Genomic DNA, 24,282 nt, shown 5'->3' with positions numbered 1-24,282 from the left:
CGGCTCAGTCGGCCGAGTGCTCCACCACAGCAGGGCGTTCGGGGTTGTCCAGCCGGACCACCACCTGGGCCGCCTGGGTGGGTTCGGCCTCCGCGGCGTACCGGTCGTACGCGGGCAGCATCCACTGCTGCTCGGCCGGGGTCTGCCGGGCCAGCGCGGCCGGCGACAGCTCCAGGTGGACGACGAAGTCGATCGGCAGCCAGCGCCCGAGCAACAGCGAGCCGCTGAGCACGAGCAGCCCGCCGGGCGCGACGGTCACATAGTCGGCGCGGTGCGCCCGGTCGGTCCGCGCGTTCCACAACGCCGGCAGCACCCGGCCGGTGCCGCCGGGATCGAGGGGTTCGAGCACCTCGCGGACCAGGCCGGCGTCGTCCAGCCAGTCCTCGTACAACACGTCCGGGTCCTCCCGGCCGCGTTCCAGCCGCAGCGACGCCGGGCGAAGGTAGTCGTCAGCGCGGACCCGCACCACGGCCCGGCCGCGCTCGCGCAGCGGCTCGATCAGCGCGTCGGCCCACCGGTCCGGGTTCGTCGCGGGCGCACCGTCGACGGCCACCCGGGTCCAGGCGCCGGTTTCGGCGCCGGCGTCGATATCCGAGCTGGTCGGCAGGCGGGCGATGGTGTCGGCGAGTTCGGTGACCAGCAGGGCGGGACTGATCGCGCGGACCCGCATCACGCGGGTGGCGAGCCGGGGCTCGGCGGGGAACCGGGACTCGGCGGGGAACCGGGGCCGGTGGCGCCGCCGGTCTTCGCCGTCGCCGAGCCCTCGTCGGGGGCGAGGGCGGACACGTCGCCCGCGCCGCCGGTCTGGGCGGCGACCCTCTCCCGCTGAGGGACGACGACGTACTTGGGGTCGGCCGCGGACACCCGGCCGGCGTAGAACACGCCGAAGCGCGTGCACACCCCGCCGGCGAGCAGCGAGACACCGGCCGCCGCGGACAGCAGCCGGCTGTTCCGGTCCGACACCCACCGGCTGCGGCGCCCGGCCACGGCCAGCCCGGCGCCCAGACCGGTGAGGATCCGTCCGGCGGCCATCAGCCGGCGCGGGCGACCGGTGCGGTAGGGCTCACCGACGATGCCGCCGGTCCGTTCGATCCGGGTGGCGGCGGCGAGTTCGATCCCGGCGCCGAGCACCGCCATCCGGCGGGCCGGCTCCACCTCGGCAGGCGGCGCGGCCAGCAGTGCGGCACCGGCCCCGCTGGCCAGGGCGCTTCCGCCGAACACGAACGGCAGCTCGCGGTGGTATTCGTGCCACGCCGGGATCGCGGTGTCGGCCAGCAGCACCGCGGTGTAGGTGGACAGCGCCGGGCCGAGGACGCCGGAGGCGACACCGGCCGCCCGTCCCCAGGCCGGCAGGATCCCGGTCAGCGCGGACACGGCCGAGGCGCTCGCCGCACCGGAGAACGGCGCCAGGATCCACGAACCCACCGATAGCGGCGAGGTCGGCTTGAACACCCGCAGCATGTTCAGGAACCTGGTCGGCCGGTGCAGGTCGTGCACCAGCGCCACCACGCTGGCGGTCGACCCGAGCGCCGCGGCATACCGGCCGGTGCGGGCCAGGCCGGGGTTCCCGGTGAGGTCGGCGAGCGCGGCCATCGTCGCCGACGAGCCGGCCATGCCGCCGAGGAAGAGATAGAGAGGTACGTCGGGCACCTTCCAGGTCGGCTCCTTGAGGATCGGCCGACCGTAGTAGGAGCGAAACTCCGCCTTCGGTACCTGGAGTTCCTCGCGGGTGCTCACCGGCGCCTGCCCAGGAAGGACGCCGCGACCGCGACCGCGACGGTGGCCGCCGCGAGGCCCGCCTGCCGCCACATCGCCGGCAGGTCGCGGGTGGTCACCACCGGGTCCGGCGGCAGGCCGTACACCTCCGGCTCGTCCAGCAGCAGGAAGAACGCGCCGTCGCCGCCCACGCCGTCGTCGGGGTCCGCGCCGTACAGCCGGGCGGTGTCGACCCCGGCCTCCTGCAACGTCGCCACCCGCTCGCGGGCCCGCTCCCGCAGCTCGTCCAGTGGGCCGAACTGGATCGACTTGGTGGGGCACGCCTTCGCGCACGCCGGCTCCAGCCCGTCGCCGAGCCGGTCGTAGCACATCGTGCACTTGAACGCGCCGCCGTTGTCGGGGCGGATGTCGATGACGCCGTACGGGCAGGCCGAGACGCAGTAGCCGCAGCCGTTGCACACGTCGTCCTGCACGACCACGGTGCCGAACTCGGTCCGGAACAACGCGCCTGTCGGGCAGACGTCCAGGCAGGCCGCGTGCGTGCAGTGCTTGCAGACGTCGCTGGACATCAGCCACCGCAGGGCGCCGGCGTCCTCAGCGCCGGCTCCGCTGTCGGGCCCGTCCTCGCCGACGGTGCGCGCGGTGGCCGGGTCGAGCTGGGCCGGCGTACCCATGCCGGGCATCCCGAGATCGACCGCCGGCCGGGCAGCCGGTGCCTGCTGCTCGACGAACGCGACGTGCCGCCAGGTGCTCGCCCCGAGCGCGCCGGTGTTGTCGTAGGACTGGCCGAGGAAGTTCAGGCCGTCCTCCGGCAGGGCGTTCCACTCCTTGCAGGCGACCTCGCAGGCCTTGCAGCCGATGCACACCGAGGTGTCGGTGAAGAAGCCCACCCGCTGCGGATGGTCGTCCGGGTGCCCCGCGTCGGCGGCCGGGTCGGCGAGGGGTCCCGCCAGGCGGTTGCTCATCAGGTCGGCTCTCCTGTCGGGGCGTCGAGTGCCGGGGTGTCGGCCGGAAGGCCCGCCCGCAGTTGGTAGCGGTCCATCATCGCCAGCAGGTCACGACCTCGCGGCCGGCGACCGGGCTGGATGTCGCAGGTCGCGGCCTTGGCCTCCTGGATGTGGACGTTGGGGTCGAGGACGACCGACAGCAGTTCGTTGGCCGCGTCGCCGACACTGAGCCCGTTCGGTCCCCAGTGGTAGGGCAGGCCGACCTGGTGGACGGTGCGGCGCCGCATCCGCAGCGGCTTCATCCGCGGGGTGACCAGCACCCTCGCCTCGATCGCCGTCCGGGCGGAGATGATCGTCGCCCAGCCCATGTGAGTGAGCCCCCGCTCCTGCGCCAGCTCCGGCGACACCTCGCAGAAGAACTCCGGCTGCAGCTCGGACAGGTAGGGCAGGGTGCGGCTCATCCCGCCGGCGGTGTGGTGCTCGGTGAGCCGGTACGTCGTGAAGACGTACGGGAACACCGCCGAGCCGGGCTCGGAGTCGCTCGGGCCGTAGCGGTTGTACCGGCGCGGGTAGCGCTGCCGGACCGGATTGGCCTGCTGGCCGTACAGCGGGTTGGCGACCGGCGACTCCTCCGGCTCGTAGTGCGCCGGCAGCGGGCCGTCGGTGAGCCCGGCGGGCGCGAACAGCCACGCCTTGCCGTCGGCCTGCATGATGAACGGGTCGCCGCCGGCCAGTGCGTCCTCGGCGCGGGCGCCTTCGGGCGGGACGTAGTCGGGCCGCTTCGTGGGCTCGAAGTCGGGCACGTCCTCGCCGGTCCAGCGTTCCTGCTCGGTGTCCCACCAGACGTACTTCTTGCGCTCGCTCCACGGCCGGCCGTCGGGGTCGGCGGAGGCGCGGTTGTACAGGATCCGGCGGTTCGCCGGCCACGCCCACGCCCACTGCGGCGCCACCAGGCTCTGTTCCCGCCCCGGCTTACGGTCCGCGGCGTGGTTGTGCTCGCCGGCGTAGACACCGCAGTAGATCCAGCACCCGCAGGCGGTGGAGCCGTCGTCGGTGAGTTCGGTGTACGCCGACAGCGCGCCGTCGGGTCCGACGCCGTTGATCTCGCGGAGCACGGCCGCCGCCGACGGGTCCGCGGACGGGCCCTCGGTCGGGTAGTCCCAGGTCAGGTCCAGCAGCGGCCGGTCGCGTTCGTCGGTGGAGCCGGCCAGCTTCTCCCGCATCAACCGGCCCAGGTGGTAGTAGAACCACAGGTCGCTGCGCGCGTCGTCCGGCGGCTCGACCGCCTTGTGGTGCCACTGCAGCAGCCGCTGGGTGTTGGTGAAGCTGCCGTCCTTCTCGGTGTGCGCGGCGGCCGGGAAGAAAAAGATCTCGGTGCCGATCTCCTCGGTGGCGAGCTCGCCGGTCTCGATCTCCGGCCCGTTCTTCCAGAACGTCGCGCTCTCGATCATCTGCAGGTCGCGGACCACCAGCCAGTCGAGGTTGGCCAGGCCGAGCCGCTGCAGCTTGGCGTTGGCCGAGCCGACGGCCGGGTTCTCCCCGGCCAGGAAGTAGCCCTTGCAGTTGCCGGCGATCTGCTCCATCACCGTTCGGTAGGTGCCGTGCTCGCCGGTGATCCGCGGCATGTAGTCGAAGCAGAAGTCGTTGTCCGGCCGGGCCGCGTCACCCCACCAGGCCTTCAGCAGGCTGACGGCGTAGCTGCGCATGTTGCCCCAGAACCCGGTCTGGCCCGCGTCGGAGGCGACGTAGGCGTCGAGGTCCTGGTGCTGGTGCGCGTGCGGCATCGGGAGGTAGCCCGGCAGCAGGTTGAACAACGTCGGGATGTCGGTGGACCCCTGGATGCTGGCGTGGCCGCGCAGCGCCATGATGCCGCCGCCGGGACGTCCTATGTTGCCCAGCAGGGTCTGCAGGATCGAGGCGGTACGGATGTACTGCACCCCGACCGTGTGCTGGGTCCAGCCGACGGAGTAGACGATCGCGGTGGTGCGCTCGCGGCCGCTGTTCTCCGTCACCGCCCGGGCGACGTCGAGGAACTGCTCGACCGGGATGCCACAGGTCTCCTCCACGACCTCCGGGGTGTAGCGGGCGAAGTGCCGCTTCAGCACCTGGAAGACGCAGCGCTCGTGCTGGAGGGTGGGGTCGATCCGCGGCTTGGCCCGCAGGGGCGCGCCACCGCTGCCGTAGGTGTCGGCGCGGGCCGTCTCCCGGTGCCGCCGCCCGCCGTGCTCGGTGCCGGCGTCGCCCTCGCTGCCCGAACCCTCGCCGTCGCCGTCGCCGGAGTCCTCGCCGGACTGGTCCCGCTCGCCCGCCGCCGGCGCGGTGTCGGTCCCCTCGTACATCCAGGACTCGGCGTCGTAGGAGAGGTTCTCCGGATCGAAGCCGGAGAACAGGCCGTCGAGGTCCTCGGTGTCGCGGAAGTCCTCGCGCAGGATCGCGCCCGCGTTGGTGTAGGCGGTGACGTACTCCCGGAACTCCAGGCCGTTGCTCAGCACGTAGTTGATCAGTCCGCCGAGGAACGCGATGTCCGAGCCGGCCCGCAGCGCCACGTGGGTGTCGGCGAGCGCGCTCGTACGGGTGAACCGCGGGTCGACGTGGATGATCCGCGCGCCCTTGGCCTTCGCCTCCATCACCCACTGGAACCCGACCGGATGGCACTCGGCCATGTTCGAGCCCTCGATGAGGATGCAGTCAGCGTTGCTCAGGTCCTGCTGGTACGTCGTGGCGCCGCCGCGACCGAAACTGGCTCCCAGACCGGGAACGGTTGCGGAGTGTCAAATCCGGGCCTGGTTCTCGATCTGCACCGCGCCCATCGCGGTGTAGAGCTTCTTCATCAGGTAGTTCTCTTCGTTGTCCAGCGTCGCCCCGCCCAGGCTCGCGATGCCCATGGTGCGGCGGGTGACCTGGCCGTTCTCCTCGTCCCGCCAGGTCTCGCGCCGGGTGGCGAGCACCCGGTCGGCGACCATCTCCATCGCCCGGTCGAGCGGGATGCGTTCCCAGTCGGTGCCGTGCGGGCGCCGGTACAGCACCGTGGTGACCCGGCTCGGGCTGGTGACGAGCTGCTTGCTGGCAGACCCCTTCGGGCACAGCCGGCCGCGGGAGATGGGGGAGTCGGGGTCGCCCTCGATCTGGGTGACCTGTCCGTCCTTGACGAAGACCTTCTGGCCACAGCCGACCGCGCAGTAGGGGCAGATCGACCGGACCACCTTGTCGGCCTGCTCGGTGCGCGCCCGCAGGTGGCGGGTGTGGTCGGAGGTGACCGCGGCGCCGCGGCCGAGCGGATCCGGACCGGTGAGCTGGCGATAGACCGGCCAGCCCTCGATCCACTGTCGTACGCCCATGTCGCCCTCCTGCGATCTTGCGTGAGGAGTGTGGTGCTGTGGTGCGCGTTCGACCCTATCGGTCTTCGCCGACACTGGCTCGCGGGACGAGCCGACGGCTGCTGTCGGGGAGCCGTTCGGTGACGCCGCGCTCGTCGAGCAGCTCCAGCAGGGGAACCGCCACCCGGCGGGTGGTGCCCAGCGCGATCCGCGCCTGGCTGAGCGTGAACGGCTGGTCGAGGGCGGCGAGAGTACGCCGGGCCTGGTCGGGGGCGCCGGGCAGCAGCACCACCGTGTCGGTGACCCGGAGCAAGCGGCCGGCGCGTACGGCAGCGGCGAGCTCGCGGGTGCCGAGGCAGAGTTCGGCCAACCGGGCCGCCTCGGGCGCGGCGAACGGCTCGGCGGCCAGGTCGTCCTCGACGGCTCGTACCGCCTTCTCCACCGCGGGAGGCAGCGTCGCCTCGGTGCCGGGCCGGCGTACCTGGCCGTCGCGCAGCAGCAGGTGGGCGGCGCCGGCCACGGCGGGCAGCAGGGCGGCGGGGACGCCGAGGCGCTGCCGGAGTACGTCGGACGGCATGCCCGCGGCCAGCGGCTGCTCGCGTTCCCAGCCGGACAGCTCCTGGGGTGCCCGGCGTACCAGCTCCGCCCAGTGGTCCTCCGCGGCGCACCAGCCGGCGCCGACGTCGAGACTGCCCGGCGGCACCTCGGGCAGGCCCAGCGCGCGGAGTTCGGAGCGGCGCGCCAAGCCGTGGTGGCGCAGGTGGAGGCCGGCGACGTACGCGGCGAGGCCGGTTCCTCCGGCGGCCGCACTCGGCTCGGCGGCGGTGCCGTGCGCTTCCCGTACGGCGGGTTCGAGGGACTCGGCCCTGGCCCGGGCCGCACCCCGTCGCCGCAGTCCGGGCGGTGCGGCGTCCAGCACCTGTACCCCCGCGGCGACCTGGTGCCGGCCGGGGTCGCGCAGCAGGCCGCGGTCGCCGGTGCGCAGCGGGAGCGGCCGGGCGAGGGTGAGCCGGGCCGCGTGCGGTCCGAGCGGACGGACCCGCGCCGGCACCGCGGCCGCGCCGACGTGCAGGACCAGCGATCCCGGCAGTTCGTCCCCGTCGCACCGGAGCGCCACGTCGACGACCTCGGTCTCCCGCCAGGCGTCCGGGGTGAGGAGCGCGTCGCCGCGGCCGAGGTCCGTACGGTCCACACCGCGCAGGTTGACCGCGACCCGGGCGGTTCCGGACACGCGCGCGAGGTCCTCGCCGAGTGCCTGCAGGCCGCGGACCCGGACCAGCCTGCGTTCGCGGGACCCGGTGGTGGACCCGGTGGTGGAGCCGGCGACGGCGAGGGCGTCGCCGACCGCGATCGTGCCCGCGGTCAGCGTGCCGGTCACCACGGTGCCGGCGCCACGCACGCTGAACGAGCGGTCCACCCACAGCCGTACGTCGGCGTCCGGGTCCGGCGTGGGCAGCCGGCGGGTCAGCGCGACCAGTTCGGCCAGCAGGCCCTCCAGCCCGGCGCCGGTGCGGCCGCTGACCGCGACCGAGGGGACGGTGCCGCCGATGCCGCCGGCGCCCAGGGTGCTGTCCGCGAGGTGTTCCAGCGCCTGCGCCCGGGCGGGCTCGGGGTCGGCGAGGTCCGCACGGGTGACGACGAGCAGCCCGTGGCGTACGCCGAGCGCGTCCAGCGCGGCGAGGTGCTCGGCCGACTGCGCCCGCCACCCCTCGTCGGCGGCCACCACGAACATCGCGGCCGCCACCGGCCCGGCGCCCGCGAGCATGTTGGGGACGAAGCGCTCGTGCCCGGGCACGTCGACGAACGCCAGCGGCCGGCCGTCGGGCAGCCGCGTCCAGGCGAAGCCCAGATCGATGGTCAGCCCGCGGCGGCGCTCCTCGGCCCAGCGGTCCGGCTCCATGCCGGTGAGGCGGCGGACCAGCGTCGACTTGCCGTGGTCGACGTGGCCGGCGGTCGCGATGACGTACATCCGGTGCCGTCCTCAGGTCCCCGACGACGACGAGCCGGGCGACGAGCCGGGCGACGAGCCGGGCGACGAGCCGGGAACCGAGCGCGCGGCCACCCGGGCGACCGCGTCCGCGACCAGCGTGTCGACCTCGGGTGGAACGGTGCGCAGGTCGAGGACGCAGCGGCCCTCGTGCACCCGGCCGACCACGGGCGGGTCGCCGGTACGCAGCGGCACCGCCCACCCCGCGGGCACGCCGACGCCCCAGCTCGCCAGCTCCACCTCGGGCGCTCCGCCGCCGCCCACCGCGGACCGGCAGGCGACCGCGGTGGCGTCGATCCCGGCTCCGGCGAGCGCGGCGGCGAGCTTGTCCGCCCGCACGCGCAACTCGCCCGGCTCGGCGTCCAGCGCGGCGCGCACGGGCGCGACCGGCCCACGGAGCGTCGCCTCCAAGGCCGCGAGGGTGAGCTTGTCCACCCGCATCGCCCGCGCCGCCGGGTGCCGCCGGACCCGCTCCACCATCTCCCGTACGCCGAACAGCAGTCCGGCCTGCGGGCCGCCGAGCAGCTTGTCACCACTCGCGGTGACCAGGGTCGCGCCCGCGCGCAGGGCGCTCGCGGCGTCCGGTTCGTCGGGCAGCAGCGGGTGCGGGGCGAGCAGGCCGGAGCCGATGTCGACCACGACCGGCACCTCGAGGCGCGCGCCCAGGCCGGCGAGGTCGGCGACGTCCACGCTGCCGGTGAAGCCGGACACCACGAAGTTGGACGGGTGGATCTTGAGCACGAATCCGGTCCGCGGCCCGATCGCCGCCTCGTAGTCGGCGCGGGTGGTCCGGTTCGTCGTGCCAACCTCGCGCAGCCGGGCGCCGCTCGCGGCGAGCAGGTCCGGGATCCGGAAGCCGTCGCCGATCTCCACGAACTCGCCCCGGCTGAGGACGATCTCCTTGTCCTGCGCGAGGGTCAGTGCGACCAGCAGCAGGGCGGCGGCATTGTTGTTGACGACGTGCACCCCGTCCGCGTCGGGCACAGCCTGGGCGAGCGCGTCCAGCGCACCTCGCCCGCGCCGGGCCCGGGCGCCGCTGGTCAGGTCGTACTCCACGTCGGTGGCCCCGGCGGCGACGTCCAGCGCCTCCCGGGCCGCGGCCGACAGCGGCGCGCGGCCGAGGTTGGTGTGCACGATCACGCCGGTCGCGTTGACCACCCGGCGCAGGCTGGTGGCCGAGGCGGGAAGGTCGGCGAGTACGGCGTCCACCAGCGCCTCCGGCTCGACCCGGCCGGCGCGGACGCGTTCCTGTGCGGCGACGACGGCGGCCTTGACGGCGGTCCGGCCGAGGCGCTGCGTCGGCTCGGCCAGCCGCGGGTCGGCGAGGACGGCGTCCGTACGGGGTACGCGGCGGCGGGCGTCGGTCATCGCGTTCTCACTCCGGGTGGAGGACCGAGGTCTGGTCGGTGTGGCCGAGGGGTGGGTGCGGGTGCGTGGGTCGGTACGTGGGCGTGGTGGCGGAGGCGGACGGGAATCGAACCCGCCAGCGACAGCTCCTGCCGCTCATCGGTGTTGAAGACCGTGCCGGCCACCAGGCCGGAGACGCCTCCACGGACCACCGCCACATCATGACAGTCGCACGTGGGTGCCCCCGCCATGGTCCGATCCGCGTCGTCCGGGCGGCAGGTTTTCGCAGATTCCTGACACCGGTTGACAGGTACGTCCGCGAGGGTGGTCCCGTCAGCAGCCGGGCGGACAGGACCCGGCCAGGAGGAGGGGACCCCATGGGACACCGCGTGACCGGAAGCTTCGAGATCACCCGCTGGGACGCCACCACCGAGGAGGAGGACGGCGGTGTGACCATCGCGAGCATCCTCGTCGGCAAGGAGTTCCGCGGCGGCCTGACGGGGACGAGCACCGCCCGGCTGCTCACGGTCGCCGGGCGGGTGACGACCTCGGCGGCGTACGTCGCGGTCGAGCGGATGACCGGCACCCTGGACGGCCGTACCGGCAGCTTCGCCGTCCAGCACGCCGCGACGATGGAGGGCGAGGGCGAGGAGCAGCGCAGCACCATGACGGTGACGGTCGTCCCCGACACGGGGACCGGCGACCTCACCGGAATCCGCGGCGAGGTGACGATCACCGTGCACGAGGACGGCAGCCACACCTACGCCATCGAGTACGACTTCGCGCCGGCGGAGTAGTTCGGAGGACACCCGGTGTGGCGGGTGACGGCCGGCGCGGGAAGCATGAGGACATGACCGAGACGAAGGTGAGTGCGTCCGCGATCCGGCTGACGCAGTACGCCCACGGCGGCGGGTGTGCCTGCAAGATCCCGCCGGGAGAGCTGGAACAGATCGTCGCGGGGCTCGCCGGAGGTGGTGTGCGGGCGGACGGGGCTGCCGGAAGTGCAGGGGGAGACGCGCCCACGCCGCCCGGTGAGTTGCTGGTCGGGCTGGACGCGGGCGACGACGCGGCCGTCGTCGGCGTTCGCGACGGCCTGGCGCTCGTCCTCACCACCGACTTCTTCACCCCGGTCGTCGACGACTCCTACGACTGGGGCCGGATCGCCGCCGCCAACGCGCTGTCCGACGTCTACGCGATGGGCGGTACGCCGGTCGTCGCCGTCAACCTGCTGGCCTGGCCGCGCGAGGTGCTGCCGTTCGAGCTGGCCACCGAGGTGCTGCGCGGCGGCCTCGACGTGGCCCGGCAGGCGGGCTGCCACCTCGCCGGCGGGCACAGCGTGGACGACCCGGAGCCGAAGTACGGCATGGCGGTGACCGGGCTGGTCGACCCCGGCCAGGTGATGCGCAACGACGCCGGCCGGCCCGGTGTGCCGCTCAGTCTCACCAAGCCACTCGGCGTCGGCGTCCTGAACTCCCGGCACAAGGCGACCGGCGAGGTGTTTCCGGAGGCGGTCGCCTCGATGACCGCGCTCAACGCCGAGGCCGCGCGCGCCGCGGTGGCGGCAGGGGTGCGGTGCGCGACCGACGTCACCGGGTTCGGGCTGCTCGGGCACCTGTACAAGCTGGCGCGGGCCAGCGGGGTGAGCGCGGTCGTGGACGCCGCCGCGGTCCCGTACCTCCCCGGTGCGCGGGAGGCACTGCGGGACGGCTACGTCAGCGGCGGTACGCGCCGCAACCTGGACTGGGTGGCGCCGCACGCCGACCTGTCCGCGGTGTCCGCCGACGACGCGCTGCTGCTCGCCGACGCGCAGACCTCCGGCGGTCTACTGGTCGCGGGCGAGGTGCCCGGCGCGCCCGTGGTCGGCGAGCTCGTCCCGCGCGGCGAGCACGTCCTCGTGGTCCGATGATGATCGACACCGGCCTGGCCGGTCGGGTGGCGGTGGTGACCGGTTCGAACAGCCCTCTCGGCATCGGCGCCGCGATCGCCCGCGCGCTGGCTCGCGAAGGCGTCGCGATCGGGCTCGCGTTCCTCCCGACCCCGCCTCCGCCGGTCGAGCCGGCGACCGTGGGAGGGCCCGAGTACGCGGAGGACTGGGAACCCGGTGCACGGGCCTACGCGGTGGCGACCGCGTCCGACGGCTCCCAGGTGCTCGCGGAGGTACGCGCGGAAGGAGTCGAGGCGGAGATCTTCGTCGTCGACCTGACCGACCCGGCAGCCAGCGCCGGTCTGCTCGGCGAGGTGGAGCACACCCTCGGTCCCGTCGACATCCTCGTCAACAACGCCGCCCTCTCCGTACCGGACACGTTCGTCCCCCAGCGCGATCCGGTCTTCTACTTCGGTGACCACCCGGTCCTGGACGCGGCGAACCTCGACCGGCACTACGCGCTCAACACTCGCGCGCCGGCCCTGCTGATGGCCGACTTCCACCGCCGCGTACTGGCGCGCGGCGGCGGCTGGGGCCGGATCGTCAACATCGGCACCGACGGTGCGCCGCAGTTCCCGGGCGAGGTGTCCTACGGCGCCACGAAGTACGCCCTGGAAAGCCTCAGCCGATCCGCGGCCCAGGAGATGGCCGCGGCCGGCATCACCGTCAACACCGTCGCGCCCGGCCCGGTGCAGACCGGCTGGATCGGGCCGGACCTCGCCGGGACCGCGGCGGCGATGAGCCCGTTCGGCCGGCTCGGGCAACCCGAGGACATCGCCGACATCGCGGTGTTCCTCGCCTCCGAGCAGGCGCGGTGGCTGTCCGGGCAGACGTTGTACGCGGGCGGCGGCAAGCGCACGTTCTGATCCGGGTCCGTACGCGGCCGTGCCGGCCGTGAGTACCAGCGCGTCACCCGGGTAGGGGCAGAGGACAAACGCAACTACCCCAGGGGGCTGGGCATGGACGACCCGACCACGAACAACCCGACGACGGCATCCGGCGACGGGCATGTCCGCGCGGACGCCGACAGCAAGGACCGGCAGCTCGAGGCGTCCCGGGTGGACATCGAGGGCACGCACCTGACCACCGACCAGGGTGTCCGCGTCGACCACACCGACGACTCCCTGACCGTGGGCGAGCGCGGTCCGACGCTGCTGGAGGACTTCCACTTCCGGGAGAAGATCACCCACTTCGACCACGAGCGGATTCCCGAGCGGGTGGTGCACGCGCGCGGTGCGGGTGCGTACGGCTACTTCGAGGCGTACGAGTCGATGGCCGACATCACCGTCGCCGACTTCCTGGCCGAGGCGGGCCGGCGTACTCCCGTCTTCGTGCGGTTCTCCACCGTCGCCGGCTCGCGCGGGTCGGCCGACACCGTGCGCGACGTACGCGGGTTCGCGACGAAGTTCTTCACCAGGCAGGGCAACTACGACCTGGTCGGGAACAACATGCCGGTGTTCTTCATCCAGGACGGCATCAAGTTCCCCGACTTCGTGCACGCGGTCAAACCCGAACCCCACAACGAGATTCCGCAGGCGGCGTCCGCCCACGACACGTTCTGGGACTTCGTCGGGCTGCAGCCGGAGTCGCTCCACATGGTCATGTGGCTGATGTCGGACCGCGCGCTGCCGCGCAGCTTCCGGATGATGGAGGGCTTCGGCGTCCACACCTTCCGGTTCGTCGACGCCGAGGGCCGCGGCACCTTCGTCAAGTTCCACTGGAAGCCGCTGCTCGGCGTGCACTCGCTGGTGTGGGACGAGACGCAGAAGATCGCCGGCAAGGACCCCGACTTCAACCGACGGGACCTGTGGAAGGCGATCGAGTCCGGCCGCTACCCGGAGTGGGAGCTCGGCGTGCAGTTGGTGCCGGAGGAGGACGAGTTCGCGTTCGACTTCGACCTGCTGGACCCGACGAAGATCATCCCCGAGGAGCAGGTGCCGGTACGCCGGATCGGCAAGCTGGTGCTCGACCGCAACCCGGACAACTTCTTCGCCGAGACCGAGCAGGTGGCGTTCCACACCGCGAACGTCGTGCCGGGCATCGACTTCACCAACGACCCGCTGCTGCAGGCGCGCAACTTCTCCTACCTCGACACGCAGCTGATCCGGCTGGGTGGGCCGAACTTCGCCCAGATCCCGGTCAACCGGCCGGTCGCTCCGGTCACCACCAACCACCGGGACGGCTACCACCAGCACCAGATCTACCGCACGCAGTCCAGCTACTCCCCTAACACCATCGGCGGCGGCTGCCCGGCCGTGGGCGGTGACGGCGAGGTGTTCCGGCACTACCAGGAACGCGTCGACGGCCACAAGATCCGCCGGCGGAGCGAGAGCTTCAAGGAGTACTACAACCAGCCCACGTTGTTCTGGAACAGCATGTCGGCGCCGGAGAAGGAGCACATCGTCGCGGCGTACCAGTTCGAGCTGGGCAAGGTCGAGCGCACGTACATCCGCGAACGAGTCGTCGAGCACCTCAACCGGATCGACCACGAGCTCGCGGTCGCCGTCGCCCAGGGCATCGGGGTGGAGCCGCCGGCCAAGGCGGAACGCCCCAACCACGGGCAGTCGTCCCCGGCACTGAGTCAGGTGCGCCCCGGCGCGCCGATCGCCACCCGGATGGTCGCTGTGCTCGCTGCCGACGGCGTGGACGAGGTGCACGTGACCGCCCTGGTGGAGAACCTCTCCGGGATGGGTCTGCGGCCGGAGGTGCTCGGTCTGCGCGACGGAAAGATCACCACGACGAACGGTTCCACGGTCGAGGCCGACCGCCGGCTGAACACCATGGCGTCGGTCCTGTACGACGCGGTGATCGTGCCCGGTGGCGCCGAGGCCGCGCAGGCGCTGTCCCGCGACGGCGAGGCGCTGCACTTCGTCGCCGAGGCGTTCAAGCACGCCAAGACCGTCGGTGCGGTGGCGGAGGGGATCGACGTTCTGTCCCGGGCGCCCATCGGTGAGGTCATGGTGGCCACCAACGCCGACCAGCCGGTCAACGACCGCGGCGTGGTCACCCAGGGCCGCGGGCCGGACAAGAACCGGCTGGAGGACTTCTGCCGGGTGTTCGCCGAGGCGATGAGCCTGCACCGGCACTGGGACCGGGAGACCGACGCCGTTCCGGCCTGACGCATTGCTTGACGCATTGCTTGACGCATTGCCGTACTGAAGTGCTGGCGTACGGCTGCCTGCTCGAAAGGGTGGTGCGGAGATCCCTTGCCCACAAGGGATCTCCGCACCACTCTCCTGTTTTTGTCCACCCCGGATTGACAGCGGACCGGCGACGGCCGTGTCTAGGATGATGAGTCGGTAACAGAAGTCCTGGGCCGCGTGCGGAGTGTCCGACAGATTCGATTTCCGCGGGGGGAAACATGAGCAGGGACGACGCCAGGCGAGAGCGCGGCGGTTTCACGTGGAGTGACCCGCGGGCGTTCTTCGGCCTGCTGGTGATCGTCGGGTTCGGTGGATTCGTCGCGTACCTGTCCGTCCAGGCAGGTTCGTGGGACCACTTCGTGAGCCTGTACGCCGGTGTGGCCGCGGTGGTCGCGGCGACCCTGGGCGCGGTGCTGGGATACTCCCTCAACCAGGGAAGGATCTCCGACGCCAAGACCGAGATGAACCACGCCGTCCTCGAGCGCCAGGAGATGCAGGCCAGGATCGAGGGTGCCTACGCCGTCCTCGCCGACGCGCGGGAGACGCTGGCGAAGGTGGAGGTCGTACTCCGCGAGACGAGCGCCCTGCGGGCGGCCCGCAAGAACGACCCGTCCAAGTACGTCGAGAGCATGGGTCTTGAGTCCCCGACCATGGCCGAGGCGGCGAGCGCGGTGCGGGAGCAGCTGCCCCCGGAGGCCGAGCTCGTCGACGCCACCCGGGTGCACGAGGTGGACCCGAGGTTCGACCACCTGGCGCTGAGCGCCGACGAACTCCTGGACGAGGTGCGCGCCCGGCACCGTTACCTGCGCCGGATCGACTAGTACGTACGCGATTCCGGCACCGAACTCCGAACTCGATCGTCGTGCGTGAAACGTGAAGACCCGCGGGGTCCAGGCCCTGCGGGTCCTCACCCTCTCGTCTGTCGGGGGACGATGTTCTGGTTGAGGTGGAAGAGGTTCCCCGGGTCGTACGCCTGCTTCACCGCGACCAGCCGGTCGTAGTTCTCCCCGTAGTTGGTGGGGGTCTTCGGCTGGTCGTCCTCGGACATGAAGTTCACGTATCCCGTGTCCGCCGAGTACGGCGCGACGGCGTGGTAGTAGTCGCGCACCCAGCCGATGTTGGCCTCGTTGTCGCCCGGGTCGGGCCAGATGCCGGCGACGACGGTCGCGAACGTCATGTCCCGGTTGGCGAAGGCGGTGGCGCCGGCGTCGACGCGCTGGGCGGCACCGTTGACCGGGTAGATGTGCACGGTGGAGTTGAGTGCCGGCAGCCGCGGCCCGAAGTCGCAGTGCGCCGCGATCGCCTCGTCGGTGAGCTCGCGGGCGAAGGCCGTCTTCCAGTAGTGCTGCATCCCGGGCGGCACCAGCGCGTCGAACATCGAGTTGAGCGCCGGGTACGGCATCGGGCCGAGGTGCTCGGCGACCGGCGGCGCCAGGTCGCGGATCGGCGCGACGGCCCGCTCGCCCTCCTCCATCGGCCCGGACCAGCAGGTCACCACTCCCACCAGCGGTTCGCCGTGGCGTTCGACCGGGATGAACGGCAGCGGCGGGGCGATCTGGAACGCCGGGAACAGTGACAGCCGTTCGTCCGCGGTCTCGATGAAGTCGCGGTAGAAGCGGAGAACGTCGGCGGCGTGCCGGAGGTCGAAGAAGACCAGCCCGCCGTAGACGTCGCACACCGGGTGCAGTCCGAACTCCATCGACGTCACCACGCCGAAGTTGCCGCCGCCACCTCGAAGTGCCCAGAACAGGTCGGCGTTGTCGTCCGGGCTCGCGAGGAGGAACCGCCCGTCCGCGGTCACCACGTCGGCGCTGCGGAGGTTGTCGCAGGACAGTCCGAGCGACCGGTCGAGGTGGCCGATGCCGCCGCCGAGGGTGAGCCCGCCGATTCCCGTGGTGGAGATGATCCCGCCCGGTGCGGCCAGCCCGAACGCGTGGGTGGCGGAGTCGAAGTCGCCCCAGGTGGCGCCTCCCTCGGCGCGCGCGGTGGCGGTCCGCGGATCGACCCGTACGCCACGCATACCGGACAGGTCGAGCACCACTCCGTCGTCGCAGGTGCCGTACCCCGGCACGCTGTGCCCGCCGCCGCGCACGGCGAGGTCGACGTCGCTGTCCCGGGCGAAGTCCACTGTGGCCCGCACGTCGCCGGCGTTGGTGGCCTGGACGACCACCCGCGGCCGGCGATCGATCATCGCGTTGTAGACCCGCCGCGCCTGCTCGTACTCGGCGTCGTCCGGGGTGACCACGCGGCCGTGCACCCGGTCGCGGAGGTCGTCGACAGTGGGTTTGTCCATGTTGTCCTTCACCGCCCTCCGGCGCGACCACCAACGGTCGGGAAGCAGCGGAGGAGGCCCCTTCCTCACACGCTACGTCGGCGGCAACGGCGGTTATCCTTCCGCCATGACAAACCTGCCTGAACCAGTGCGACCCTCCGGGGCGTCTCACCTGCGTGCCTCCGACGCCGATCGGGAGCGGATCGTCAAGGTGCTGGGGGAAGCGCTGGCCGACGGGCGGTTGGACGTCCAGGAGCACTCCGAGCGCCTCGACGCCGTCTACGAGGCCAAGACGATGGGCGAGCTCGAGCCGATCACCTACGACCTCGCCGCGACCTCGCCCCAGCCGCAGGCGCAGGCGCGGCCGGCTGACCGGTCCGCCAGCGCTCCCGTGGTCGACCCGGTGGGCGCCTCGGAGAGCGTCGACCAGATGATCGCGATCTTCGGCGGCGTGGAGCGGAAGGGCCGCTGGCGGCTGCGCCGGCGCAGCCGCGCGGTGGCGGTCTTCGGCGGGGTCGACCTCGACCTCTCCGACGCCACGTTCGACGCGCCGGAGGTGGTGATCGAGCTGTTCGCGATGTTCGGCGGCGTCGACGTCGCCCTCCCCGAGGGCGTGGTGGTCCGCAACGAGGCCAGCGGGATCATGGGCGGGATCTCGGTGAAGACCGGCGACACCGATCCGCCGCCGGACGCGCCGGTCGTGGTGATCCGGGGCGTGGCAATCTTCGGCGGCGCCGACTTCCACCCCAAGAAGCGCAGGCGCCACCACTTCGACCACTGATCAGCGGCGTCGCGCCACGCAGGTGTAGCAGTGCAGGGTGAGCTCCACCTGGTCCACGCCGAGGGTGCCGAGCGTCGTGCGTACCTTGGTCGCCAGCGCGTCGCGTTCGTCCTGCTCGCGGGCGGCGACGTGGCCGTACGACATGAGGTACGCGACGTAGGTGTCCACGTCCTGCGTGTACTCCTGCGCCGTCCACTCGTACTCCGGCTCCTCGAACACCCCCGACGCGGCAAGTTCCTCCCGGCCCTCGGCGCCCACCCGGTCGAGGTAGTCGGCGAACTGTCCCGGGTCGTAGGCGAAGTCCGGCTCCTCGGCGAAGGCGCCGGCGTTCATCGCGGTCTGCACCTCGTCGTGCAGGATCGGGTGCGTCCAGATCAGCACCAGGTGACCGTCCGGTGCGAGCAACCGCGCCGACTTCTCGTACGACACGGCCGGATCGACCCAGTGGAAGGCGTTCGCGGACCAGATCGCGGCGAACGGCCCCTCCTCTCCGGGGTAGTCCTCGAAGAGCTCACCGCGCACGACGAACCCGGTGTCCTCGTCGAGGTGGCGGACCAGCCGGGTCCGCAGCGCCGGCCCGGGTTCGAGCGCCACCACCGAGAGGTCGCGCGCCCGTAGCTCCTTCGTCAGCTGACCGGTGGCGGCGCCGATCTCCAGCACGGTGTCGCCGGCTCGCAGGCCGGTGCGCTCGACGGCACGGTCGACCACCTCGGAGGGGATGCTCGGCCGGCCGGTGTCGTAGGCGTCCACCACCCGGTCGAAGTTCAGCCGTCCGCCGCGTGCGGTGTTCCCCTTCATCGCGTACCTCCGAAGTCAAGGTGTCGCCAGGCGCGGACCGAACGCAGGTAGCCCGCGGGCATGGGCAGCCCGGCCGCCTCCTCGACGGTGAACAGCCCGATGTCAAGGTGCTCGTCGCTGCGCACCGGCGCCGTGGAGTCGAGTACGTGGCAGCCGTAGGTGAGGATGAGCACGTCGACGCCGGGGGAGATGGCGTACTGCCAGGCGTCCAGCATCGGCCCGACCCGTACGGCCCACCCGCTCTCCTCGGCGACCTCCCGGGCCACGCACTCGGCCGGATCCTCGGCGTACTCCAGCTTGCCGCCGGGCAGCTCCCACTCGTCGCGCTCGTTGCGCAGCAACAGGACGCGGTCCCCTTGGAAGCACACCCCCTTGACCGAGACCAGATGGCGGTACGAACGTCCCGTCGGTGGCTGCGACATGCCGGATAGTGTGCACAGGTGTGACGGCCAAGCGCACCGTGCAGGTGATGTACGCGAGTGAACCCGGCAGTCCCGACCTCGACAACGAGGACTTCCTGTTCGCGGGCCCGCGGCTCGCGGTGGTGCTCGACGGCGTGACCCCGATGGTCCGCACCGACACCGGATGCCGGCACGGCGTGGCGTGGTACGCGCAGACGCTCGGCGGCCACTTCGTCCGGCTTGCGGGCCGGGACGACGGGCCGGGCGACGGGCAGGGCGCCGAGTCGCTGGCCGACTGTCTGGCCGAGGCGATCGTCGCGACCCGCGACCTGCACGCCGGGACCTGCGACCTGGCCCACCCGGACAGCCCCGCGGCGACGGTGGCGGCGGCCCGGCTTCGCGGCGACGGCCTCGACGTGCTCGACTACCTCGTGCTCGCCGACTCGGTCGTACTGCTCGATCTCGGCGACGAGGACCCGGTAGTGCTGACCGATCACCGGGCCGGCGACGTGGGACGGCGCCTGCGCGCCCAGGGCGAGACTCCCTCCGCGCCGCGGGTGCGGTCACACCGCAACAGGCCGGGCGGGTACTGGGTCGCGGCGGACCGGCCGGAGCCGGCGTACGAAGCCCTGACCGGAACCATCGACGCGACCGGTCTGCGCCGACTGTCCGTGGCCACCGACGGCGCGACCCGGCTGGTGGACACGTTCGGGACCAGCGACTGGCGGGGAATGCTGGACGCCCTCGTGGCCGACGGCCCGGACGCGTGGGTCGCCCGCACCCGGGAGGCCGAGCGCGCCGACGCCGCCGCGGAACCGGCGCGGCGGCGAGAACGCGGCAAGGTGCACGACGACGCCTCGGTGATCCTGGGCGTGGTGTCAGCTGGGTGAGTCGGCCGGGATCGGCTCCCCCTCCGGTCCCGCCGGTCCGGCCGGGCCCACCTGGCCGGGACCACCGCGCAGTGGCACCGCCTTGATCGCCCAGCCGATCGCGAACGCGGCCAATGCGAACGGCGCCGCCCACAAGAAGACGCTGTGCATCCCGTCCGCGATCGCGGTGAGCACGGTGTCGCGCGCGGCGGCGGGAAGCTGGTGCAGGGTGGCCGGGTCGATGTGTGCCCCGCCGCCACCGGCCAGCTTCTCCGCACCCGGCATACCGGCGAGGGAGTCGCTCAGCCGGCTGGCGAAGATCGCCCCGAACAGCGACACCCCGAACGACCCGCCGATCGAGCGGGCGAACGTCGAGGTGCTGCTGGCCACGCCCATGTCCTTGGCCTCCACGCTGTTCTGCACGATGAGGAGCGTGACCTGCATCAGCAGGCCCATCCCGATACCGAGGATCACCATGTAGACCGACAGGGTGAACTTGGTGGTGCCGGTGTCCATCAGCGACAGCGCGAAGACGCCCAGGGTGAGCATCGCGCCGCCGGCGATCGGGAACGCCCGGTAGCGGCCGGTCCGGGTGATCACGGTGCCGACGACGAGGGACACCACCAGCGACGCGGCCATCATCGGCAGCAGGAGCAGACCGGAGTTGGTGGCCGAGGCGCCCTGCACCGTCTGCTGGAACAATGGCAGGAACGTCACCGCGCCGAACATCGCGAAGCCGACCAGGAAACCCATCAGCGTGGCCGCGGTGAAGTTGCGGTCCCTGAACAGCCGTAGCGGCAGGACGGGCTCGACCGCCCGGCGTTCGGCGAACACGAAGCCGACCACCGACGTCACGCCGAGCACGGCCAGGCCGAGGATCTGCACCGATCCCCAGTCGTACTGCGTACCGCCCCAGGTGGTCACCAGCACCAGGGACGTCGCGGCGACGGTCAGCAGCGCGGCCCCCAGGTAGTCGATGCGGTGGCTGATCCGGTGTCGCGGCAGCTGCAGGGTGGTGCCCACGAGGACGAGTGCGAGGACGCCGACGGGGATGTTCACGTAGAAGGCCCAGCGCCAGCTGAAGTGGTCGGTGAGGAAGCCGCCGAGCAGCGGGCCGCAGATCGTGGCCGCCGCCATCGTCGCGGACATGTACCCCTGGTAGCGCCCCCGCTCCCGGGGCGGGATGAGGTCGCCGATGATCGCCATCACGCCGACGATCAGGCCGCCGGCGCCGAGGCCCTGCAGGGCACGGAACCCGATCAGCTGGACCATGCTCTGCGCCATCCCGGACAGGGCCGAGCCGACGAGGAAGATCACGATGGCGCCGAGGAAGAGGCGCTTGCGACCGTACAGGTCGCCGAGCTTGCCGTAGAGCGGCGTGGAGACGGTGGACATCAGGACGTAGGCGGTGACCACCCAGGACAGGTGGTCCAGGCCGCCGAGTTCGCCGACGATCCGCGGCATGGCGGTGCCGACGATCATCTGGTCGAGCATGGCGAGCAACATCGCGAGGAGCAGTCCCGGCAGGACGACGAGGACTTCCCGTCGAGCCGGTGGGGTCACGGTCGTGGTCACTGGATCTCCGCTGGTGAGACTGGCCGACTGCGTCGCGGCGACTGCCGCGCGCTGGCTTACTTGCCGACCGGCTAGTAGGCTTACTTGCCGTACGGTAAGTTGCGAACTAACCGGCCGTCAAGTAAATAGCTCGTCAAGTGAGGTCTCCCCGCCCCGGCCACGGAGGACACATGCCGCAACGCCCGAACGAGTCGTCCGATCAGCCCCGGCGTGGCCGGTCCACCGGTAGTGGCCGAGCGGGCAGCCGGGGGAGTAGCCGGGCCGACCACCGGTCGGAGCGTCGGCGGGCGGAGACGCGGACGGGCCGGCCGGCGGGTGGGTCGGACACCCGGGCCCGGATCCAGGAGGTGGCCCTGGAACTGTTCGCCGAGCAGGGCTACGACTCCACCTCGCTGCGGGAGATCGCCGACCGGCTCGGGGTGACGAAGGCGGCGCTGTACTACCACTTCCGGTCCAAGGAAGAGATCGTCGTCGCGACGGTGGAGGACTTCCTCGCCGACATCGACGAGTTGGTCGCCTGGGCGGAGGACCAGCCCCGCACGACCGACACCAGGCACGAGGTCCTGCGCCGCTACGCCGAGATCGTGCGCGTCCGGTTCCCGTCGATGAGGTTCTTCCAGCAGAACCCCGCCGGGATACACAAGTCGGGACTCGGTGAGCAGTTCCAGCAGCGGATGGCCGCGCTGCACGGGGTGCTCTACGACGGCGGCCCGCCGCAGAGCCGGATCAGGGCGCTGCTCGCGATCGTCGGCATGCACATGGCCGCCGCGCTCAGCGGGGACTCCGGCATGCCCTTCGGCGGAGGCCTGGGACTGAGCGTCGAGGAGGCCAACCAGGCGGCCCTCGACGTCGCGTTCGACCTCGTCGACCGCGACAGCACCGAGGGTGCTGAGGGTGCCGAGCGCGGCTGACCGGCGTCCGGTCGGGTCGGCCGGGTCAGGTCAGGTCAGGTCGGGTCGGCCGGGTCAGGTCAGGTCAGGTCGGCTCGGCGAGTTCGCCCGGACGTGGGCCGAACCGGCCGACGGCCCGGGACACCAGCCCGAGTCCTTCCAGGCCGGGCAGCCGGTCGATCCTGTGGTCGAGGTCGCCGACGACGCCGCGGCCGTTCTCGTCGCCGAACAGGTAGCCGAGCAGGAACCTCGTCTCCGACCTCGGCATCACTGTGGAACCGACCGGGCGCCACCGGGTGCGCAGCGCCCAGCGGGTCAACCTGCGGGCACGGGCGCTGCGGGCCAGCCGGGTGCGCGCCTCGGAGGTGTAGAACGCGACGTGCCGGGTCTCCTGGCGCATGATCCGGCGCAGCACGGTGGTGAGGACGGGGTGGTTCTCGCGTTCGGTCAGCCGGGCGTACGCGGCATGGGTGGACCATTCGTTGATCGCGCCCCAGCTCATGTGCGTGGCGATGAAGTCCTCTCCGATCGCCGCCGCCGCGAGGCACTGGCTGATCGGGCTGACGACGTTCGCGACGCCCTGCGCGCGCCGGACCGTGCGGGCCCGGGCCGGTCCGTGGTCCTCCCCGTGCACGGCCAGGATCCGGTCGATGACCTCCCCGTGCCAGTACTCCTCGTAGCTCCACATGGTGAGGAACGTCGTGATCCGAGGGTTCTGGTGTGACGGCGTGACCAGCAGGTCTCGCAGGTAGCAGACCGTGTGCATCTCGACGTCGGCCATGTAGTGCAGCGTGCGCAACGCCTCCGCGGTGAGCGGCCGCTCCCGGAAGCCGTCGAAGTCGACGTCGTCGATCCTCACGGGCTGCACCGCACGCTTGTAGGTCTCCAGTTCGAACGCCATGCCCACCTCCGACCGGCCATTCGGAGCCGATTCGGATGTGGATGGGTACGAGGTCAGACCGGATCGGCGCGAGGGGCAGGCGGGCGAGCGACGAGCGTCCGGCGGGCAGACCGCAAGGGTCGGCCGGGCAGACCGCGAGGGTCAGGCGGGCAGGCGGCGCGGCATGGCGACGTAGATCACGTCAGGTTGGACCTCGGCATCGGGGGAGGCGTCGGGCGCCGCGCAGCCGGTGAGCAGCGCGGGCCGGATGCCTTCCTGGAAGGCCAGCCGGACGTACTCGGTGTCGAAGCCCTCCAGGCCGTCGAGCAGGTAACCCGCGTTGAAGGCCACCGTGCCGGCGTCGCCGTCGAGTCGCCCCGCGAGTCGTTCCCGGCCGCGGGTGTCGACGTCACCGGCCGCGCCCACGACCACCTCGTCCTGGCCGATGGTCAGGACGACCGCGGCGTACCGGTCGGCCACGATGCACACCCGCCGCAGGGCCGCCCGCAGGTCCTCGACGGCCAGGACGATCGTGCCCACGAAGTCGGCGGGGACCTTCGTCCGCAGCGCGGGGTAGGTGTCGTCGAGCAGTCGCAGCGTGGTGAGGCGTTCGTCGACGCCCAGGCTGAGGACGGCCTCGCCCTCGCCGCCGAGGCCGACGGTGAGCAGGTCGGTGCCCGCGCCGAGGCTCTTGGTCGCGTCGGCGAGCATCCGCGCTGGGACGACGGCCCGGGCGGGCAGGTCGGATCCGGTCGCCTTCCACGGCACCCGGTGGATCGCCACCCGGAACCGGTCGGAGGAGGTCAGCGTGACCGACTCCGCGTCGAACTCCAGCAATGTGCCGGACAGCACGGGTACGGCATCTCCGCGGATCGCGATGCGCGACATCTGGGCGACGGCCCGGGCGAACGGTGCGGCATCGAGGGCACCGACCGGCGCGGGCGGTGTCGGCAGCTCGGGATAGTCGGCCAGGGGCAGCGTCGGCAGGGTGAACTCGCTCGCGCCGGCGCTGATCTCCACCACACCCTCGCGGGTGTGCACCCGCACCAGGCCCTGCGGGAGCGCGTGCACGATCTCGGCGAAGACCCGGCCGGGGAGCAGCAGCTCACCCGGCTCGTCGACCTCGGCCGGGAACCGCACGGTGGAGCTGGCCTCGTAGTCGTAGCCGGTGAGGCGGATCGCGTCGTCGGCGGCGGACACCCGCAGACCGCTCAGCGCCGGGATCGGCGCGGCGGTGCCCGCCGAGTGCCGGGCGGCGAAGGTGGCGGCCCGGCCCAGCCGGGTGCTCTCGCTGGCGAATCTCATGGCGTCCTCCGTGATGTGCCGTGATGGCGCTGCCCGCCCAGCCGGTGGTGGATGCGGCGGCCAGGGTGTTGTCAGACCCTAGAGCGGCCCACCGACAGGCCGGGGCGGAAGGGGCGAGAGCGGACGGAGT

The 24,282-nt window shown here is 72.3% G+C and carries 20 protein-coding genes and 1 tRNA gene; 8 read left to right on the top strand and 13 right to left on the bottom strand.

Going from position 1 to position 24,282, the window contains the following annotated elements; all coding sequences use genetic code 11:
- Window positions 1-4 precede the first annotated feature (4 nt).
- The 7 genes from ABZV93_RS20455 to ABZV93_RS20425 form a co-directional block, all read right to left on the bottom strand.
- Window positions 5-670, bottom strand: a complete 666-nt coding sequence (locus ABZV93_RS20455) for a uridine kinase (RefSeq protein WP_354938422.1) — start codon at window positions 668-670, stop codon at window positions 5-7.
- Window positions 670-1,737, bottom strand: a complete 1,068-nt coding sequence (gene nrfD / locus ABZV93_RS20450; protein ID WP_354938420.1) for an NrfD/PsrC family molybdoenzyme membrane anchor subunit — start codon at window positions 1,735-1,737, stop codon at window positions 670-672. Before nrfD ends, ABZV93_RS20455 begins: the two co-directional genes overlap by 1 nt.
- The gene (locus ABZV93_RS20445; RefSeq protein ID WP_354938417.1) at window positions 1,734-2,681 is read right to left on the bottom strand and encodes a 4Fe-4S dicluster domain-containing protein; all 948 of its coding nucleotides are present in this window, start codon (window positions 2,679-2,681) and stop codon (window positions 1,734-1,736) included. The genes nrfD and ABZV93_RS20445 overlap by 4 nt, the downstream gene beginning before the upstream one ends.
- Window positions 2,681-6,001 carry a formate dehydrogenase gene (gene fdh, locus ABZV93_RS20440; RefSeq protein WP_354938414.1) on the bottom strand — a complete coding sequence of 1,107 codons (3,321 nt, stop codon included), beginning with the start codon at window positions 5,999-6,001 and terminating at the stop codon, window positions 2,681-2,683. The genes ABZV93_RS20445 and fdh overlap by 1 nt, the downstream gene beginning before the upstream one ends.
- Before the next feature lie 55 nt (window positions 6,002-6,056).
- Window positions 6,057-7,949: a selenocysteine-specific translation elongation factor gene (gene selB, locus ABZV93_RS20435; RefSeq protein ID WP_354938411.1), complete on the bottom strand. Its 1,893-nt coding sequence runs from the start codon at window positions 7,947-7,949 to the stop codon at window positions 6,057-6,059.
- A 12-nt stretch (window positions 7,950-7,961) separates the two neighbouring features.
- Complete coding sequence (gene selA / locus ABZV93_RS20430; protein ID WP_354938408.1) at window positions 7,962-9,335, bottom strand: L-seryl-tRNA(Sec) selenium transferase; 1,374 nt, start codon at window positions 9,333-9,335, stop codon at window positions 7,962-7,964.
- An 87-nt stretch (window positions 9,336-9,422) separates the two neighbouring features.
- A tRNA-Sec gene (locus ABZV93_RS20425) sits at window positions 9,423-9,517 on the bottom strand.
- A 174-nt stretch (window positions 9,518-9,691) separates the two neighbouring features.
- Here ABZV93_RS20425 and ABZV93_RS20420 point away from each other — a divergent pair.
- From ABZV93_RS20420 to ABZV93_RS20400, 5 genes are all read left to right on the top strand, one after another.
- Window positions 9,692-10,111 (top strand): DUF3224 domain-containing protein, encoded by a 420-nt coding sequence (locus ABZV93_RS20420; protein WP_354938405.1) that lies wholly within the window; start codon window positions 9,692-9,694, stop codon window positions 10,109-10,111.
- Window positions 10,112-10,164: 53 nt separating this feature from the next.
- Complete coding sequence (selD, locus tag ABZV93_RS20415) at window positions 10,165-11,220, top strand: selenide, water dikinase SelD (RefSeq protein ID WP_354938402.1); 1,056 nt, start codon at window positions 10,165-10,167, stop codon at window positions 11,218-11,220.
- The gene (locus ABZV93_RS20410; protein WP_354938399.1) at window positions 11,217-12,104 is read left to right on the top strand and encodes an SDR family oxidoreductase; all 888 of its coding nucleotides are present in this window, start codon (window positions 11,217-11,219) and stop codon (window positions 12,102-12,104) included. Before selD ends, ABZV93_RS20410 begins: the two co-directional genes overlap by 4 nt.
- A gap of 93 nt (window positions 12,105-12,197) precedes the next feature.
- Window positions 12,198-14,357: a catalase gene (locus ABZV93_RS20405; RefSeq protein WP_354938396.1), complete on the top strand. Its 2,160-nt coding sequence runs from the start codon at window positions 12,198-12,200 to the stop codon at window positions 14,355-14,357.
- Between the two features lie 242 nt (window positions 14,358-14,599).
- Entirely contained in the window at window positions 14,600-15,202 is a 603-nt protein-coding gene (locus tag ABZV93_RS20400) for a hypothetical protein (RefSeq protein ID WP_354938393.1), read from the top strand.
- Window positions 15,203-15,288: 86 nt separating this feature from the next.
- Here ABZV93_RS20400 and ABZV93_RS20395 read toward each other — a convergent pair whose 3' ends face one another.
- On the bottom strand, window positions 15,289-16,674 hold the full coding sequence (locus ABZV93_RS20395; protein WP_354938390.1) for an FAD-binding oxidoreductase: 1,386 nt from the start codon (window positions 16,672-16,674) through the stop codon (window positions 15,289-15,291).
- A 106-nt stretch (window positions 16,675-16,780) separates the two neighbouring features.
- On the opposite strand from ABZV93_RS20395, the gene ABZV93_RS20390 reads away from it, so the two are divergent.
- Window positions 16,781-17,434, top strand: a complete 654-nt coding sequence (locus tag ABZV93_RS20390; RefSeq protein ID WP_354938387.1) for a DUF1707 domain-containing protein — start codon at window positions 16,781-16,783, stop codon at window positions 17,432-17,434.
- Here ABZV93_RS20390 and ABZV93_RS20385 read toward each other — a convergent pair whose 3' ends face one another.
- Both ABZV93_RS20385 and ABZV93_RS20380 read right to left on the bottom strand, forming a co-directional pair.
- Window positions 17,435-18,232 (bottom strand): class I SAM-dependent methyltransferase, encoded by a 798-nt coding sequence (locus ABZV93_RS20385; RefSeq protein ID WP_354938384.1) that lies wholly within the window; start codon window positions 18,230-18,232, stop codon window positions 17,435-17,437.
- On the bottom strand, window positions 18,229-18,654 hold the full coding sequence (locus ABZV93_RS20380) for an NUDIX domain-containing protein (protein ID WP_354938381.1): 426 nt from the start codon (window positions 18,652-18,654) through the stop codon (window positions 18,229-18,231). Before ABZV93_RS20380 ends, ABZV93_RS20385 begins: the two co-directional genes overlap by 4 nt.
- 20 nt (window positions 18,655-18,674) lie before the next feature.
- Here ABZV93_RS20380 and ABZV93_RS20375 point away from each other — a divergent pair, with 20 nt between their 5' ends.
- Window positions 18,675-19,523 (top strand): hypothetical protein, encoded by an 849-nt coding sequence (locus ABZV93_RS20375; protein WP_354938378.1) that lies wholly within the window; start codon window positions 18,675-18,677, stop codon window positions 19,521-19,523.
- Here the strand turns inward: ABZV93_RS20375 and ABZV93_RS20370 are convergent.
- Window positions 19,512-21,077, bottom strand: coding sequence for an MDR family MFS transporter (locus ABZV93_RS20370; RefSeq protein WP_354938375.1), 1,566 nt, complete (start codon window positions 21,075-21,077; stop codon window positions 19,512-19,514). The genes ABZV93_RS20375 and ABZV93_RS20370 overlap by 12 nt on opposite strands.
- Before the next feature lie 347 nt (window positions 21,078-21,424).
- Here ABZV93_RS20370 and ABZV93_RS20365 point away from each other — a divergent pair, with 347 nt between their 5' ends.
- Complete coding sequence (locus ABZV93_RS20365; RefSeq protein ID WP_354938372.1) at window positions 21,425-21,988, top strand: helix-turn-helix domain-containing protein; 564 nt, start codon at window positions 21,425-21,427, stop codon at window positions 21,986-21,988.
- A 64-nt stretch (window positions 21,989-22,052) separates the two neighbouring features.
- On the opposite strand, the gene ABZV93_RS20360 is transcribed toward ABZV93_RS20365, so the two are convergent.
- A complete protein-coding gene (locus ABZV93_RS20360; RefSeq protein WP_354938369.1) occupies window positions 22,053-22,868 on the bottom strand; it encodes a ferritin-like domain-containing protein in 816 nt (271 codons plus the stop codon).
- A 141-nt stretch (window positions 22,869-23,009) separates the two neighbouring features.
- Window positions 23,010-24,152 (bottom strand): DNA polymerase III subunit beta, encoded by a 1,143-nt coding sequence (gene dnaN / locus ABZV93_RS20355; protein WP_354938366.1) that lies wholly within the window; start codon window positions 24,150-24,152, stop codon window positions 23,010-23,012.
- Between the last annotated feature and the right edge of the window lie 130 nt (window positions 24,153-24,282).

This window comes from Actinopolymorpha sp. NPDC004070 (genome assembly GCF_040610475.1).
In the GTDB taxonomy this organism is placed as follows: Bacteria; Actinomycetota; Actinomycetes; order Propionibacteriales; family Actinopolymorphaceae; genus Actinopolymorpha.
Note: the sequence above shows the minus strand (reverse complement) of the source record. Positions and strands in the feature narration are given on the sequence as shown.

What these genes read in the sequence shown, in the direction of transcription:
- ABZV93_RS20410 (WP_354938399.1), top strand. Translation starts at nt 11,217, where the DNA reads ATGATGATCGACACCGGCCTGGCCGGTCGGGTGGCGGTGGTGACCGGT.
- ABZV93_RS20385 (WP_354938384.1), bottom strand. Translation starts at nt 18,232, where the DNA reads ATGAAGGGGAACACCGCACGCGGCGGACGGCTGAACTTCGACCGGGTG.
- selA (WP_354938408.1), bottom strand. Translation starts at nt 9,335, where the DNA reads ATGACCGACGCCCGCCGCCGCGTACCCCGTACGGACGCCGTCCTCGCC.
- ABZV93_RS20420 (WP_354938405.1), top strand. Translation starts at nt 9,692, where the DNA reads ATGGGACACCGCGTGACCGGAAGCTTCGAGATCACCCGCTGGGACGCC.
- selB (WP_354938411.1), bottom strand. Translation starts at nt 7,949, where the DNA reads ATGTACGTCATCGCGACCGCCGGCCACGTCGACCACGGCAAGTCGACG.
- selD (WP_354938402.1), top strand. Translation starts at nt 10,165, where the DNA reads ATGACCGAGACGAAGGTGAGTGCGTCCGCGATCCGGCTGACGCAGTAC.
- ABZV93_RS20390 (WP_354938387.1), top strand. Translation starts at nt 16,781, where the DNA reads ATGACAAACCTGCCTGAACCAGTGCGACCCTCCGGGGCGTCTCACCTG.
- ABZV93_RS20395 (WP_354938390.1), bottom strand. Translation starts at nt 16,674, where the DNA reads ATGGACAAACCCACTGTCGACGACCTCCGCGACCGGGTGCACGGCCGC.
- dnaN (WP_354938366.1), bottom strand. Translation starts at nt 24,152, where the DNA reads ATGAGATTCGCCAGCGAGAGCACCCGGCTGGGCCGGGCCGCCACCTTC.
- ABZV93_RS20380 (WP_354938381.1), bottom strand. Translation starts at nt 18,654, where the DNA reads ATGTCGCAGCCACCGACGGGACGTTCGTACCGCCATCTGGTCTCGGTC.
- ABZV93_RS20455 (WP_354938422.1), bottom strand. Translation starts at nt 670, where the DNA reads ATGCGGGTCCGCGCGATCAGTCCCGCCCTGCTGGTCACCGAACTCGCC.
- ABZV93_RS20400 (WP_354938393.1), top strand. Translation starts at nt 14,600, where the DNA reads ATGAGCAGGGACGACGCCAGGCGAGAGCGCGGCGGTTTCACGTGGAGT.
- ABZV93_RS20360 (WP_354938369.1), bottom strand. Translation starts at nt 22,868, where the DNA reads ATGGCGTTCGAACTGGAGACCTACAAGCGTGCGGTGCAGCCCGTGAGG.
- ABZV93_RS20445 (WP_354938417.1), bottom strand. Translation starts at nt 2,681, where the DNA reads ATGAGCAACCGCCTGGCGGGACCCCTCGCCGACCCGGCCGCCGACGCG.
- ABZV93_RS20405 (WP_354938396.1), top strand. Translation starts at nt 12,198, where the DNA reads ATGGACGACCCGACCACGAACAACCCGACGACGGCATCCGGCGACGGG.